At 61.1% G+C, this 16,080-nt stretch carries 10 protein-coding genes and 1 tRNA gene; 6 read left to right on the plus strand and 5 right to left on the minus strand.

All coding sequences use genetic code 11. The features are described 5' to 3' along the window. Positions 1-27 precede the first annotated feature (27 nt). The gene (locus tag A3722_RS12530; protein WP_067624314.1) at positions 28-2,619 is read right to left on the minus strand and encodes a hybrid sensor histidine kinase/response regulator; all 2,592 of its coding nucleotides are present in this window, start codon (positions 2,617-2,619) and stop codon (positions 28-30) included. Positions 2,620-2,643: 24 nt separating this feature from the next. Further along, the gene (locus A3722_RS12535; RefSeq protein WP_067624317.1) at positions 2,644-3,126 is read right to left on the minus strand and encodes a molybdopterin-dependent oxidoreductase; all 483 of its coding nucleotides are present in this window, start codon (positions 3,124-3,126) and stop codon (positions 2,644-2,646) included. A gap of 251 nt (positions 3,127-3,377) precedes the next feature. Between A3722_RS12535 and A3722_RS12540 the strand changes: the two genes are divergently transcribed. The 5 genes from A3722_RS12540 to A3722_RS12560 all read left to right on the plus strand — a co-directional run bounded on the left by A3722_RS12540 (position 3,378) and on the right by A3722_RS12560 (position 14,437). Then, the gene (locus tag A3722_RS12540; RefSeq protein WP_067624320.1) at positions 3,378-3,998 is read left to right on the plus strand and encodes a response regulator transcription factor; all 621 of its coding nucleotides are present in this window, start codon (positions 3,378-3,380) and stop codon (positions 3,996-3,998) included. A gap of 419 nt (positions 3,999-4,417) precedes the next feature. Beyond that, the gene (locus A3722_RS12545; RefSeq protein ID WP_067624323.1) at positions 4,418-4,930 is read left to right on the plus strand and encodes a hypothetical protein; all 513 of its coding nucleotides are present in this window, start codon (positions 4,418-4,420) and stop codon (positions 4,928-4,930) included. Between the two features lie 60 nt (positions 4,931-4,990). Beyond that, entirely contained in the window at positions 4,991-7,624 is a 2,634-nt protein-coding gene (locus A3722_RS12550; protein WP_067624326.1) for a beta strand repeat-containing protein, read from the plus strand. A 123-nt stretch (positions 7,625-7,747) separates the two neighbouring features. Continuing rightward, entirely contained in the window at positions 7,748-13,489 is a 5,742-nt protein-coding gene (locus A3722_RS12555; protein WP_150120477.1) for a hypothetical protein, read from the plus strand. Between the two features lie 225 nt (positions 13,490-13,714). Further along, entirely contained in the window at positions 13,715-14,437 is a 723-nt protein-coding gene (locus A3722_RS12560) for a hypothetical protein (protein ID WP_067627223.1), read from the plus strand. A 102-nt stretch (positions 14,438-14,539) separates the two neighbouring features. On the opposite strand, the gene A3722_RS25095 is transcribed toward A3722_RS12560, so the two are convergent. After that, a complete protein-coding gene (locus A3722_RS25095; protein ID WP_260010321.1) occupies positions 14,540-14,665 on the minus strand; it encodes a hypothetical protein in 126 nt (41 codons plus the stop codon). Further along, positions 14,662-14,925 (minus strand): M24 family metallopeptidase, encoded by a 264-nt coding sequence (locus A3722_RS12565; RefSeq protein ID WP_150120126.1) that lies wholly within the window; start codon positions 14,923-14,925, stop codon positions 14,662-14,664. The genes A3722_RS25095 and A3722_RS12565 overlap by 4 nt, the downstream gene beginning before the upstream one ends. Positions 14,926-15,274: 349 nt before the next feature. On the opposite strand from A3722_RS12565, the gene A3722_RS12570 reads away from it, so the two are divergent. Beyond that, entirely contained in the window at positions 15,275-15,916 is a 642-nt protein-coding gene (locus A3722_RS12570) for a 2-hydroxychromene-2-carboxylate isomerase (protein ID WP_067627227.1), read from the plus strand. Between the two features lie 38 nt (positions 15,917-15,954). On the opposite strand, the gene A3722_RS12575 is transcribed toward A3722_RS12570, so the two are convergent. Then, positions 15,955-16,031: transfer RNA gene (locus A3722_RS12575), tRNA-Arg, on the minus strand. Positions 16,032-16,080: the final 49 nt, after the last annotated feature.

The raw sequence follows: 16,080 nt of genomic DNA on the forward strand, positions 1-16,080 counted from the left end.
CCCCCCCCCCCGGTCAGACACGCCCCGTTACAGACCGACCTGCGCCTTCATTGCCGCCAGCGTCGCGTCCCAAGTTTCGGGCAAAGCCTTTGACAGCCCGCGCGCTTCGTCGTCTTTGCCGGTCTTGCAGGCGGTCTCGATCTCTTTGAGCAGGCCGTGCAGCCGGTCCGCCCCAAGCATGCCGCACATCCCGGCCATGGCATGGGCCTGCGCCTGCAAATCGGGCAAGCCATCGGCGGCCATCAATGCGGGCAGGTCATCCGCGCCCTGATGGCCAAGCTTATCCACCCGCTCACGCAGTTTCTCCACGCCCAATAGGTCGATCAGGTCCGCGATCTGTTGTTCGTTCAACAAAGGCCGTTTCGCGGATTTCGCCTGCACCGATGTCTGCGCGCTGGCCAAACGCTCTGGCAGGGCCTGTTCCGGCATCACCTCACGCCCCGAAAGCCCGCGCAGCTTTGCACGCAGCACTTTCATATCCAGCGGCTTTTGCAAAAACCCCGACATCCCGACCGCGCTGAACTCCGCGCGTTCTTTCGGCAAGGCGTGGGCGGTCACGGCGATGATTGGCGTTTCGCGGTTGGGGCCTTCGCCGGAAAGAATCGCCTTGGTCGCCTGAATGCCATTCACCTCAGGCATGGAGATATCCATGAGGATCGCATCAAAGGGCGCGCCTTCGGCAAGCTCAATCGCCGCGCGCCCACCGGTGGCAAGGGTGACATCATGGCCGATCTTCTCAAGCATTGCCATGATTAGCTCGCGGTTGATCTCATTGTCGTCCACCAGCAGAAGGTTGAGCCGCTTTGCCGGTAACGCCTCGACGCGCTTTTTCTGTGGGTCGGGGGCGGCGTCGCAGTCGACCTCTGCCAGATCAGCAAGCTTCACCGGCAAGCGCAGCGTGAAACATGCCCCCTCTCCCAAGGTCGAGTCGCAGGTAATCTCGCCGCCCAAACGTTTAACCAAACGACGCACGATCCCAAGCCCCAAACCGGTGCCCCCGGTGCGCCGCTCATAGCGGCTGTCGAGCGAAACGAAGTCTTCGAAGATACGGTCGATATCCCCCGCCGGAATGCCGGGTCCGTCATCCTCGACCTCAAGGTGGAACTCCTCCCCTTCTGAGCCAGATTTGGCGAACCACCCGCGCAATGTCACATCACCGCCGGGGCTAAACTTGATCGCGTTGCTCAGAAGGTTGACCAAAATCTGCTGGATCGCCCGTGGGTCCGTCACGATGGCCTTGTCGTCCAACTGCGTCAAATCTAGGTGCAGCCGCGTGCCCCCGGCCTCGGCCAAAGGGTCCATCGTGTTGATGATTCCCGCCATCAGCACCGTCATGTCACAGGTCTGACGCACCTGTTCATAGGTGCCAGCCTCACTGCGCTCGATGGCCAGCACGTCATTGATATGGCCCAACAAAATCTCACCCGAGGTCATCGCCGCATCGAGATAGCGCTTTTGCTCATCGTCAAGCCGGTCATCTTGCAGCAGTTGCAGGGCCGAGATCACACCATTGAGCGGCGTGCGCATCTCGTGGCTCATCATGGCGAAGAACCGAGATTTTTCCTGATAGGCGTCAAGCGCTTCATCCCGCGCGGCAATGATCTCGGCCTCGCGGAGGCGCTTTTCGGTGATATCCCGAATATAAGCGATGAAAAGCGACCCCTGTCCCATGGGCGATTGCGACACGGACATTTCTACCGGGAAAATGCGCCCAGTTTGGTCGATCATCTCAAACTCGCGGCGCCCCTTATCGGCGACCTCCGTCTCTCCGGTCAGGCGGAATTTCTCAAGCCGCTCGCGGTGCACGCTCCGGTCGGCGGGCGGGATCAACAGGCTGATATAGTCCCTGCCCTTTGCGGCCTCATGGGTGATTCCGAATATCTCTTCGGCGGAGCCGTTGAAATCTTCGATCTCGCCGTGGTCGTTGATAACGACGATGGCGTCCAGCGATGCTTGAAGGGTGGTGGCAAGGCGCAGGTGGTTTTCTTCGACCAATTGCGAGGTGCGGTTCAACCGGCTGGCCTGCCGCGACAGGCGGTAGACCGCGCCGACCAAGGCAAGGGTGACGATCAACACGATCGCCGCCATCACCTCGATCAGCCGCACGATCTCATGGCGTTCGTTTTGGGACATCTCGCTGGCGATTGCGATGGAGGCGAGGGCAATCTCGCGGGGCACGTCTTCGATGCTGCGCAACATGGCGTCGATATCGTCCAATGCCGCGATCAGTTCGGCATCAGAGCCGTCGATCGCAGGCAGGAACCCATCCAGCGAGGCCCGCAACTCGCGGATTTTCGGCTTGGCCTTTGCGTTGTTGCGCACCCGTTCGGCCAGCAGAACGCGGCTATAGAAGATGTCGAACCTTTTGCGGAACTCGTCCAGCGCCTCGGGCGTGGCGGATTTTGCCTGCGCCAGGGCGCGGTCGGTCTTGAGGAATTCGATCTCGATCTGCGTAAAGACCCATTCGGCATGGTCCTGCTGCGCACTGTCGAGCGCCTGAATCCGATCCCAGACGTTATAGGCCAGATAGGCGGCGATGCTCATCCCCGCCACGAGGATAAGCATCAATACCTGTCGGCTTCTGGCGCGCGCGGGTCCGAATTTTCCTGCGTCGTTCATCCAAGCCCTCTGCGCCATTGTCAGTTACTCGACACTAATGCGGTCAAGCTGCCAGATCGACCGGCTGTAGACCAGTTCAGTCTGATAGGCGATGTCGCTGTCGTAAGGGTAGACGACCCAAAGTGGCCCCTTGTCCCGGCGCGACATTTCCTCACCATTGGTGTGGTAGGCGATGATCGGGCCACCTTCGACGGCGTCGGACATCGGGATTTCCACAGCATAGTCATTGATGGCCGTCGCGGTGATCGTGCCGTCTTCGACGTTCAACGTGTCGAACAGATCCTTGAGGGAAACGCCTTCGAACTCCTGCGAGCCATCGGTCCAGATGGTTGTCGTTTCAAAGCTTGAAACCGGCATCGACTGCAGGTCAGACAGGGTAAAGTTATGGGTTTCACCGGCCAGCGTCACGTTGAGCACGGCCTCTTCGTCTTGGGCGGCAACCGCCGAAGCAAGGCCCATTGAGAGCGCGGCTGCGGTGATGGTCTTGCTAAGATTCTGAAAAATCATGTCTTGGTTCCTTATCTGGCGTTATGACCTGACCATACCCTGACCTAATGAGAGGCGCGAATGCGCAGAAGCGCATCCCCCCTATACCAAAGGATAGGCGCGCCTGCCCCCGAGCGCCCCGCCCTGCCATACCAAAGGATAGCGGCGCATGCCTTTGCACCCTTTGTCCCTTGGGCTTTCATCTTTCTTTTCAAACGGGCACACTCTACCCATTAGAGAACGCCGGCCATTTGGGCTTCAGGAGATCTATTATGTCTTTGCGTATTTTAATTGCCGATGATCACGACATGGTTCGAGAGACCATTGCCATGTTCCTTGATGCCGATGGGGCGACCGTCACCGAAGCGGCATGCGATCTGGCCGGTGCCTTGGACAAAATCAAGTCCGAGCCGCCCTACGATCTGGTTCTGCTCGATTATACGATGCCCGGAATGAAGGGACTGCAGGGCCTGCAAACCGTGCTTGGTATCAACGAGGGCCGCCCCGTCGGTCTGATCTCTGGCACCGCCACCCGGCTGATCGCCGAACAGGCGTTGGAAATGGGGGCAATCGGCTTTCTGCCTAAAACCCTGCCCGCCAAGTCACTGGTCAACGCGGTCCGCTTTATGGCCGCCGGGGAGACCTATGCCCCGGTCACCTTCATGTCGGGCAAAGACAATCCCGAAGAGACGGATTTCGAGAAAGCCTTGTCAGAGCGTGAGCGCCAAGTGCTGCGCGGATTGATGAGCGCGCAGTCGAATAAAGAGATCGCGCGCGACCTCGATCTGCAAGAAGTGACGATCAAACTGCACGTGAAAACACTTTGCCGAAAACTGGACGCAAAGAATCGTACGGATGCAGCGATCATTGCGCGCGACGCGGGCTTCGTTTGAGGCCCGTTTTCGCCGCCTGAAACGCCCCGGTCCGGACCCTGCGCGCCCCCCCCGTAGCGCGCCCAATTTCCCCTCTGGCTTGTAAACCATAATCGCCGCCCCGCGCGGGCGTTTTTGCGTTTAGCCTTTGACGTTTTGCACCGGATCAAAGATTCGGAAACTGCATTTTTCCCTGCAAAATTAACCATCTATCCGCCCCGCCCCCAGCGCCATTCCCGCGCCAAATGATAGGCCGGGGCGCGACCCGATAGGGGCGCCTATCCTTTCGACTAACCGTCTGACCAGAGGCTCAGCGAGTTAACCCTTCGCTCAGATGATATCGGTATCCGGTTCCCCGAAGATGAGAACAGGACAACGCAATGAGCGTGTCCGTTCATTGCAACTGCCGGCTCTTCACCGGCCCACAAGGGAACTACTAGATGCGTATCCATATCTCCCAATTATCCAAGACACTCATTGCGAGTACGGCCTTGTCCCTCGCGGGTTTCGCGGCTGCCGCCGACGCGCTTACGAGCGAATTCTCCTTCCGCGTGGTGGAAACCAATGCCGAGGGCGAAGAAGTCCTCGTTGAGCGTGAAACGATCCGCCCGGGCGAGGTGATCTCTTATGAGCTGCGCCACCAGAACACGACCGAAGGCGCGATGGAGGGGCTCGTCATCGCCGCCCCGGTTCCCGATGGCGTCTCTCTCGCCCTTGGGGCCGAAGTGACCTCTGTCGCCGCGGTCTTTGAAGTCCAGGCCGAGATGGACCCAGAGCAGGAAGGGCTGGAATGGTCGACCGTTCCCGCCACCCGCAAGGTCGTCGATGCCAATGGCAATATGATTGAAGAGCCCCTTCCCGAAGAAGCCGTCGCCGCCGTGCGCTGGACCCTCTCGGAACCGCTCGAAGCAGGCGCCTCGGCCTTCAACAGCTACCGCGTGCGCCTGAACTAAATCCGGCGCCTCTCTCTCTCCACTCTCTCTCCAACTACTATAGAACTAGGGAATATTAACGTGAAAAACCATACAACCTTCCTGCGCTCCGTGAGCGCCGTTGCTCTTACCGCCGTGATCGGCACTGTCGCTTTCGCGGCACCCGAAGCGGGTTCGGTCATCGGCAACCAAGCCGTCGCGACCTATACCAACGCGGCGGGCGACACGATCACGGTAACCTCCAACACCGTTGAGACGATCGTTCAGCAAGTTGCTGGTGTCTCCATGACCTCGGACAACACGGAAACAATTGCCCCCGGCGGCAAAGCTTTCTTGCCTCACATCATCACCAACGACGGTAACGGTGCAGATGCATTCTTGCTGGAGGCGGCAGAAGACAGCAGCGGGACGCTCGATTTGCAGCCGTTGGTCTTTTATCCTGATGCCAATATGGACGGCGTGGCCGATAGCGCCACTCCGTTGACTGAAACACCAACTCTGGCACCCGGCGAACAGTTCGGCGTTGTGATCGAAGCCACCGCCCCTTCGACAGCGTCCGGTTCCGATACGATCACTGTGACAGCGACTTCCAACCTTGACGGTACCGTACTTATTACCAACACAGACACGCTGACAATCTCCAACGACGCGATTGTCGAGTTGGTCAAATCGATGACAGCGGACCCGGCCTCGGGCGGCAATCCCAACATCATTGACGCGGGCGACGAAGTGACCATCACGCTGACCTACTCCAGCACCGGTCTTGCTGCCGCCAACAACTACTCTGTGCAGGACGTGCTCGATGGCCGCCTGACCTACGTACCCGGCTCGGCCCGCTGGTCTGACTCCGCTACACCGCTGGACGATGACAACGGCTCCACCGTCGTGGACACCACAAACGGCTCCGGCGAGACGATCGCTTGGGACTATGATGATGGGCAAAACGTCAACTTCCTGATCTCCTCTGTTGGCTCTGGCCGCTCGGGTGAGGTGACCTTCCGTGCCGTGATCGCGGATACCGCCAATGCAGGCATCATCACCAACGTGGCCACCCAGGACGTTGATGGCGTAGCCTTTCCGCCGTCGAACACTGCCTCTGTCACCGTCGACAACCAATATGCGGTGGCGATTGCCGATACCGCGATCAACTCCAACGGCACCGCCAATGCGGCAATTGCCTCGGGCACCGACGATGACGCCGCGAGCAACGATGTCGTCACGGAAACCGGCGATGTCTACCAAGGCGGCGTGATCCGTCAGGAATTCGTGCTGACCAACCTTTCCAACAGCCCGGACAGCCTGACCCTTGACGTGGCCAACGACGACTTCCCCGCGGGCACCACCTTCCGCTTTGTCGGCGCGGACGGTGTCACCCCGGTGGTCGGCTCTGTGGGCCCCTTGGGTATCGGTGACAGCGCGAAGGTGACGTTGATAGCCACCCTGCCGACCAATGTCACACCGACCGCCACCACCAACTACACCGCGATCCTTACCACGACCTCGGACAACTCGGGCGTCAGCGACGTGTCGACCGCTGAATTCTCCGGCGCGGTGCTTGCAGCTTCGGTCGACCTCGAAAACGCTGTCGTCGGTTCCGAAGGCGATGGCGCGGCTCCGACAAACGGTGGCAACCCGTGGGTCACCCAGTCGACAGACCCCGGCGCACCGGTCGTCTTTGACATGCTGGTCGAAAACAACGGCCCGACCTCGGACAGCTTCAACCTGTCGCTGGATCAAGCCCTGCCCGCAGGCTGGACGGTTGAGTTCCAACTGCCAGACGGGTCGATCGTGTCGAACACAGGCACCATCCCAGCAGGTGGATCGCAGGCTATCCGCGCGGTGATCACCCCGGCAGATGACGCCCTGCCCGGCGATACCTTGGTCGACATCGCGGTCGTATCTTCCGTCTCCGGACAAGGTGACCGTATCGTCAACCAAGTCACGGTCAACGAAATCTACGATGTGAAGATCATCGAAAACCAAAGCGCGCAGGCTTCGCCGGGTGGTATCGTGGACATCCTCCACACCATTTCGAACGAAGGGAACGTGGCCATCACCGAGGCGTCGATCACCGAATCCGGTCTGACCAACTTCTCCGGCGCGATCTTCTGGGACCAGAACGGCAACGGCGTGATCGATCCATCCGAGCCGGTGATCGACAACTTCGATGACCTGACCGATGGTGTTTCGCCGGGCGTCAACGGGCTTGCTCCGGGCGACAGCATCTCGCTGATCTACCGCGTGCAGACGCCATCGACAGCCACCCAAGGTGTCTCCGAAGTCGGCACGATCTCGATCAACAACACGTTGAACGGTACCGGGACCGATATCGACCAGACCAACAACGTCGTCGAAGACCGCGTGGTCATCATCTCGGGCGATGTCACACTGAGCAAGTATCAGTATATCGACGCGGGCTGCGATGGCACCGTGGGCACCTTCACCAAGACCCGTCTTGATGTCGAGCCCGGCCAGTGCATCCGCTACATGGTCGAAGCCGAGAACACGGGCGCCTCTGCGGCGGACAACGTGATCATCTCGGACGCCGCACCGGCCTATACCGCGGTCACAAACTGTGGCGGTGCCTGCCCAGAGAGCCTGTTCCCGGGCACCAGCACGGCCACCGTCACCTCGACCAACGTATCGAGCACACATGGCACGATCCTTCCCGGCGGCTTTGCCCGGGTAGAGTTCACCGTGCGGGTCGACGACTAACCGACCTCTCCGGTGCCCCCGGGCTGAGCAACGCTCACCCGGGGGCGCCCCCCCCCTTCTACCCCCGTTTCCGTCTCCCCAATTATTTCATGCCCTTTCCAGGGATCGCACAGGAGCAAGCTGATGCGCAGTTTCCTTATGTCTAAAGCCCGCCCGGCTCTGGCCCTGATCAGCGCCTCCGCAATGATCCTGAGCCTTCTGCCCCACGCCGCCGCCGCCGCCCCGCCCCCCGCCGGGTCTTTCATCCGCAACGTGGCAGAAGTCAGCTATTTCAATACCTCCCTTGGCATCATGGAACGTGTCTTCTCAAACCCGGTTCGGGCCGAAGTCGCCGCAGTTCCCGGGCTGGAAGTGACCGGCTACTCCGACCTTCTGCTGACCCGCGGCGCCTTTGGCCGCTACCATTTCGACGTGATCAACACCGGCAACGTGCCGCTTTCCACATCGCTCAGCATTGGCGAACAGGGCAGCGCCCAAATGATGTCCCGCCAATCGCTTTTCCCCGACCTGAACGGCAACGGCCTGATCGATGTCGAAGACCGGGCGGTCGACATGTCCGCGCCCATCATGCTCGCGGCGGGAGAGCGGCTGCAACTGATCTATGAGTTCCGCATTTCCGCAGAGACCCCTGTAAGCACCCAGTTCGCCAGCATGTTGACGGCCTCTGCCGTGACCGAGGATGGCCAAAGCCTGAGCGAAGAAGCGGTGGGGGTCTCGCGCGTCGAAGAAGGCGGGCTCGAAGTTTCCAAAGAGCAGGTCGTCTCAGAAAACGACGAAGGCGCGCTCATCACCTACACCCTGCGGTTGCGCAACGACTCTGAGCGGGACGCCTTTGGCTATCCGCAGATCGACGGCCAGCCCATCGTGATCGACGGCACACCCCGGACCGGTGTCTTGCTGCGCGATGCGATCCCGCTGAATACCGTGTTCAACACGGTGCAGGATTCGGGGACCATGACGGCCCTCGTTCATATGCGCGGCGCCCCCGCGCACCAATACCTCAGCGTGGTCCCCGCAGGGCTTTCCCACGATGTGGATGCGGTGGCCTTCTTTCATGAGGGCGACTACGCCATCGGCCATGCCACCGATCCCAGCTTTTCGGTGCACGTGCCTGCCGCCTTGGGCAAGGTCGAGGTGCACAACACCGCCTCCGCCTTTTACAACAACCAAGAGAGCACCCTACTGCTGGCCTCCAACACCGTGATCTATGACCGCGAGTCGGAGACAGCTGGCACATTGGTGTTCGAGCACCCCGAAACCGGCGCCGATCAGCCCTATGGCACACCGGGCAGCGACACCCGTCTGCGTCTCACCTCAGGCACCTGCAACGTCAGCACCGAGGTCGACAGCACAGCGGTGACGATCCGCAGCATGCTGACCGGCGACGTGGAAACGATCATCGCGACCGAGACCGGCGCGAATACCGGCATCTTCCTCACCCCCGCCCTGCCGTTGGCGCAGATGTCGCCCGCCGTCGCCGGGGATCAGGTCATGGCCACAGACTTTGGCGACAGCTTCATCGCCACGGCGACCTGCGACAGTGAGGTGCTTGAAGACAATCTGATGATCAACCCCGGAAATTTCCTGTTCAACTCTGTCTCGAACGCCCCGGTTGCCGATGTGTCTGTCGCCCTTGTCGATGCGCGTACGGGCAATGAAATGGCCCGCACGCAGACTGACCAACGCGGGTTCTTCACCTTCTCCGAAATGCCCGAAGGCGACTACCGCTATGCCGTGATGGATGCGCCCACTTGGGTCTTCCCCTCCGCCCGGCTGGACTATGCCGGGATGGGCCGCAAGGTGATGGATGCAGGTTGGGGCAACGCCTTCAACCACGCGGGCGGCGCGCTTTTCGTCTCCGATATTCCGGTGGATCCGAATTACGGCACGCCGCTGGCCTTGGACAAGGCCGCGGACCTCGACAGCGTGGGCCATGGTGAATTCGTCACCTATACGCTCAGCTTTACCAACAACATGCATCAGGCCCTGATCGGTGGCGAGATCCTCGACCGCCCGGCCTATGGTGTGAACTTCGTTCCCGGCACGGTCACCCTTAACGGTGAGCCGCTGGACGATCCGCAAGAGATCGGCAACGGTGATCTGCGCTTTGACGTGGGCATGCTTGAGCCGCTGACAGGCCATGAGCTGTCCTATGTGATGCAATTCTCTGCCGCAGCCCGCGAAGGCCGGATTGAAAACACCGCGATCCTTTCGGGCCGCCAAGCAGGCACCGGGGCGCTGCAACAGTCGCAGACCGCCCGCGCCATGGTACGGCTCGACAATTCGGGCGGCGTATTTGCCCGGCAGGGCACCGTTCTGGGCGCCGTGTTCATGGATTGCAACGGCAACGGTCTGCGCGACCGCGCCAAGGATGAGCCGGGCATTCCCGGCGTGCGCATCGTGACCCAAGAAGGGCTCTTCGTTGTGACCGATATCAATGGTGCCTATTCGCTCAACGGCATGCGCCCGGTGACCCACGCTTTCCTCGTGCAGCCCGAAACCCTCCCCGCTGGGAGTGCGGTGCAAGTGACCCGCACCAACGATCTGCGCCGCGGTGGGTCGCGCGTGGTGCCACTGAAAAAGGGCGAGCTTAGAACCGAGAACTTTGCCGTGGCCCAATGCACCCCCGAAGCGCTCAAGGAAGTCAGCAAACGTCGTAATCATTTCGCCGGAAAACGTCAGACCCCGGGCGTGAATGCAACCGATCTGCCGATCGACGGCCAGCGCAGCAGCACCCGGTCGGTGCGCGGCGAGGCTGGCATCGCCACCACCACCCAGCTGACCCCCGGCATGGTTGCCGCACAAAACGAAGAGGCCGGAGTCGACGCCTCCTCTGTGGCTCAAGCCGCCCGTGCCTCGGCGCAGCGCCAAACGCTCGACAGCATGATCCCGAACCTTGATAGCGCCCCCGGCTTTGTCGACTTTGCCGAAGACACCGCCGTCACCCGCGCCACCCAGAACATCCGGATTAAGGGCAAGGCTGACCTGACGCTGACGCTTTTGGTGAATGGCCGCGAGCTTGGCGGCGACCGGGTAGGAGAGCGCACCAGTCTGGAAAAGAACAACGTGCAGGCGCTGGAATATGTGGCGGTGAAGCTGGGCTCGGGCGAGAACGTGCTGACCCTGGTGGGCCGTGACGGCTTTGGCATCGAACGTGTCCGCAAGGCACTGCGCCTTACCGCGCCCGGCAAACCCGCCCGGATCGAGATCCTCTTGCCGGAAACCGCCGCGGCCAATCCCGCTTCTGTGGTGCCGGTGGTGGTGCGCGTGCTCGACGCCCGGGGTCGCCCGGTGCCCGCGTCCGGCACGGTGACCCTCTCGGCCCGCCGGTCGCTTTGGGATGTGACCGACATCCGCAGCAGCGCGCCCGGCGTGCAGGCCTATCTCGACAATGGCGAGGCGACCTTTAACCTGATCCCACCGCAGGCCTCTGGCCCCGATCTGATCACCATACGGTCGTCCTTTGGCGAGGCTGAAGCGCGGCTGACCTTCACCCCGGATCTGAACGAACGGGTTCTGATCGGCGTGATCGAAGGCGCGGTATCGCTGAGCGGGGACGCGGGCAACGTCATCGAAGAAGACCGCATCAGCGCTTTCGAAGATACCACAACCGGGATCCGCGGTGAGCTTTACCTCAAAGGGGTGATCCGTGGCGACGCCCTGCTGACCCTGCGCTACAGCTCGGACCGTGACACCGAAGACAGCCTGTTCCGCGACATCCGCGGAGAGGAATACTACCCCGTCTATGGCGACAATTCCGAACGCGGTGCCGATGCGCAATCTTCGTCCAACCTTTTCGTGAAGGTGGAGAAGGGCCGCTCTTACGTCCTCTACGGCGATATCGCCATTGAGCCTGAAGCCAGCGCGCTGAAACTGGGTGGCCTGCAACGTGTCGCAACCGGCGCAAAAGGCCACTGGGAGAACGACCGCGTATCGGTCACCGTCTTTGCGGCCCGCACCGCGCAGGAGCAGCAGGAACAGGAAATCCGCGGGCGCGGTGTTTCTGGCCCCTATGACCTTGACCTGAGCGGCTATGTGCAGGGGTCCGAGCGTGTGGAAATCCTTGTTCGGGACGAAGATGGCGGCGATATCCTATCGGCCACGCCCCTGCTGCGCGGCACCGACTACTTGCTCGACTTCTTCCGCAACACGATCACCTTCGACACGCCGGTGCGCCAATTCGACCTTGACGGCAACCCCGTGTCAATCCGCGTGACCTATGAGGTCGAAGCCGAGGGCGCCGAGGCCTATTGGCTCTACGGAGGCGAGGTGAACTATGCCCTGTCCGAGCGGACCTCCATCGGCGCCCGTGCGGTGCATGCCGACGCCCCCCTTGGCAACACGGCCCGCCAGCGGATGCACTCTGCCTATATCCAGCGCGAAGACCGCCAAGGCGGTCTGTGGGAGGCCGAAGTCGCCCGCTCGGAAAACGCCATGGGCGAGAACGACACCGCCGCGCGCCTGTCCTACGAGCTGAAGACCGAGACCCGCCATTTCGCTTTCGAGGCGATCCACACCGGGCGCGATTTCTACGCTCAGGGCGGGCTGGCCCGCCCGGGCACCAGCCAAGTCCGCCTAAGCTATGGCGAAGAGATCGATCAGCGCAGCGACATCGCCTTTGGCGCGGAATACACCCGTGACCGGGTCAACGACAGCGCTCGGCTGACCGTGGATGCGATCTATTCGCGGCATCTGAGCAAGACCCTGCGCGGCGAGATTGGTCTTGAATACAGCCGCGACCGCACCGCCAGCGGCAGCGAGACCGACACCGCCCTCATCCTCGGCGCGCATTGGACCCCAGCGGCCCGTCTCGGCACCGTGATCGAAGCCCAGCTGCGCGCGCCGCTCGGTGGTGACGCCCCCACTGAACTGACCCTCGGCCTCTATGACGAGCCTAAGAACGGTTGGCGCGTCTATAATGAGATCGAGCTTCAATTCGGCAGTGACGAGCTGGTCACCCGCGCCGCCTATGGTTTCACCTACACGCTGAACGAATGGGTTACTGGTCGGACCGAGATGACCAAAGCCGGCGGCACAAGCGACACCACCATGGTGCAGGGTCTGTCGGTCGATTGGGACATCAACGAAAGCACCAATCTGCGCGCCGATCTCGAGCATTCGCGCAACCTTGAGACCGATGACGGTGAGCTAACATCATTCGCAATCGGCACAAGCTGGCAGTCGGCGGATGGCGATTGGGTCGGTGATGCCGAACTGGAGACCACATGGGAAGAATCCGGCAAAACCCACTACGCCAGCATCGGCATCGCGGGCAATGTCACCCCGGACCTGACCGTTCTGGCGCGCAGCCGTGCCGCGCTTGATCGGCGCGATAGCGAAGACTCCCGCCGTATGCGCACCCGCATCGGCGCAGCCTATCGCCCCAAGGACAACGCCCGCCTTGATGTGCTGGCGTGGTACGAACACCGGCTGGAGGAGAAACACGCCAGCACGGAAACGCACCTATGGTCGATCGATGCGAATTACGAGATCGACGCCGACCTTCGGATCAACGGCAAATATGCCGGCCAGTACCAAAAGATCGGCACCCATGCCGGCGCGGCGGCCAATACCACCACGCAGCTGATCCAAGGCGGTCTGAACTACGAATTCGGCGATGACCGTTTCCAACTCGGCCTCAACGCCACGCATCTGTGGGACAGCGAGGGCAACTCTTCCAACGGGATCGGCGCTGAATTCGGCTTTACCCCGCGCGAAGGTATCCTGCTGGCGCTCGGCTACAACAAGGCCCGTGGCCGGGTGGCAGGGCAAAGCGGCCTCTATGACGAAGGGTTCTATTTCCGGTTCAACTTGCTGTTGGACAATTCACTCTGGACCCAGTTCGACCAGTTCCTCGGAAGCTGACCGGGAGACTCAGCCCCGAGGGAGAGCCACGTTCCAAGCGCATCTGGAACGTGGCTCATTCCTCTTTCAGAGCGCTGCTGCGCTCCAAAGGTGACCTGGCCTATTCCTAGCGCCGGACCGGCTATCCTTTCGAGACGCTAACTAGCTGTCCGCATTAATGAAATATCGATTTTAAGGGCGCATGATCAGGGTCAACGCAACATCCAACCCAGATGGGAAACCCAGATGAAAAAGCTCGCTGCCAGCACTGCCTTTTGCCTGATCGCCGCCACCCTTTCCGGTGCGGCAAATGCAAATGATTTCGCCCGCTTCGACAGCAGGAAGATCGCCGTCACCGGCTTGAATCTCGCCCTGTCACCCTCCGCTTCGGAGGACCGCATTTACCTTAACCGCAGCATGATCAAGACGACCGCCAAACGCGCACCGCGCAAGCTTGCCATTCCCACGCGCGGGGGCCCATCCGCCGCCGTGCGCCATGTCATCGCGTCGGCTGAGGCCGGGGGCAAAGGCTATGACGCGGTGCAACACGGGGCAAGGGTCAAGCCGCCGAAGCGCCCCACAAGCATGACCATCGGCGAAATCTACCGCTGGATCGCGGCCACCCCCGGCCAGCCCCATGCCATTGGGCGCTACCAGTTCATCCCCAACACCTTGAAAACGCTCGTCGCCGAAGCCGGGCTGAGCAAAAGTGACGTCTTTACCCCACGGGTCCAAGACCTATTGGCCGACCTGTTGCTCGAAGATGCGGGCTTTACCCCCTTCATGAAGGGCAAGATCAGCCGCCATCGCTTTATGGAGAACCTCGCCCGCATCTGGGCCGGGCTGCCCACGTCAACGGGCCGGTCCTATTATCACGGCCATGCGGGCAACCGGGCCGTCATCACGTGGAATGAGTTCGACAGCCATATGAAAAGCATTTTTGAAAACATGGCACGCGGCACCTCCTAACCACGCGCCCCCTTCTCTCTTTCTCTCTCTCTCTCTCTCTCTCTCTCTCTCTGTCTCCCTCCAGGCCAAAGCGTGCGTATTTTCGCCGCTTTGGCCACTTTTTTAGCTGCGGCGCTGCACCTCGCGCGGCATTTCCGAGAAGATTTCCAGACCATCGGCGCGCAGGATCACGATCTTCTCCAAGCGTACGGCGAATTTGCACTCCAGATAAATGCCCCGCTCGATCAAAAAGACATTCGCTCGGCCAGTACCGGATCGGAATGCGCCGCGACTTTACGCGGCTCATGTACGTCACTGCCAAGACCATGGCCCAGGCGGTGCAGGACAATCGCATCGTACCCTGCCTGCGTGATCACATCGCTGCTGCCCCAGCCCGCCGTCGCTACGATGGCCGTCACGCGCCAAATGGCCTGATGCCCGAACAACAATTGAACCGATAAGGCCATCCGCTGGCATGCGCCGGCGCTTTTCATTACGGCCTCGGCCAAAGACCGCCGCCTCCGGCAGGAGGGCGGAACCCAGCGAGCACAGGCGTCGTTAACCCTATGAACATGCCTTAGGAGGAATGGCTCATGTGGACGTACGAATTCCTGATACTGATCGCAGCCGCGGTGGCCTTGGCTCTCGTGGCAAAGCAGCGCCCCCAGCCCCGGCAGGCCCGCGCGATTGCGCCCCGCCCTCGGGCAAACACCACACCCAAAACTCGGTATTGAGCGACTTTCGCCGATTTAGCTGCTCTGCTTTTAGCGCTTTCGCGATTCTACCCTCACCTTTCGGCCTCCGTCCTTGCCTGCACATCGGTTTCCGCCATGATGCGCGCAACAGAGGGAGCCGACGTTGGACACGATTGAATATTTCTACTCCGCCCATTCCGCTTACGCCTATCTCGGGCATCGCAAACTGCTGGAAATTTGCGCCGCCCGTGGTGCGAAGCTCATCCACCGTCCCTTTGATCTTTATCCGGTGATCGCAGCTGGTCGGGTGTCCCATTTTCGTGGCTTCACCCCCCATTATATCGACTATTTCTTTGGCAGAGAGATCACCCGTTGGGCGCAGTATCGCGGGCTGGACATCCTCAACCACCGCCCCACGCATCACGACAATGCGCTCGACCTTTCAAACGGTTACCTGATCGCCGCCGCGCGGGCTGGGCGCGATGTTGATGCGCTTTCTTTTGCGATTCTTCAGGCACATTGGCGCGATGATATCGATCTCGCGAATCCCGAGCATCTGCGCCGCGCGGCCGCTGCGATTGATCCCGACAGCGACGCTCTGATCGCGCAGGCGATGGATGCAGACGTTCAGGCCATTCACGCCAAGAACACCGAAGAGGCGATCGCCCGCGGCATCTTCGGCTCGCCCAGCTATTTTCTGAATGGAGACATGTATTACGGCCAAGACCATCTGGAATTGATGGATCACGCCTTTGACCAGCCCTACCGCGACACGGGCTTTTACAACCCGCCGAAAGACGGGTGAGGCGCCCCGAAAGCGCTGCGTTCTTCAATTTTGGGTAGTGGCGGACCGAGGAGGATTCGAACCCCCGACCCCCTGATTCGTAGTCAGGTACTCTATCCAGCTGAGCTATCGGTCCACTGAGCGGGGGTTTAGTCTTAGCCCCGGGGAGTTGCAAGCCCTCGTTT

Source organism: Sulfitobacter sp. HI0027, from assembly GCF_001634775.1.
Taxonomy (GTDB): domain Bacteria; phylum Pseudomonadota; class Alphaproteobacteria; order Rhodobacterales; family Rhodobacteraceae; genus Sulfitobacter.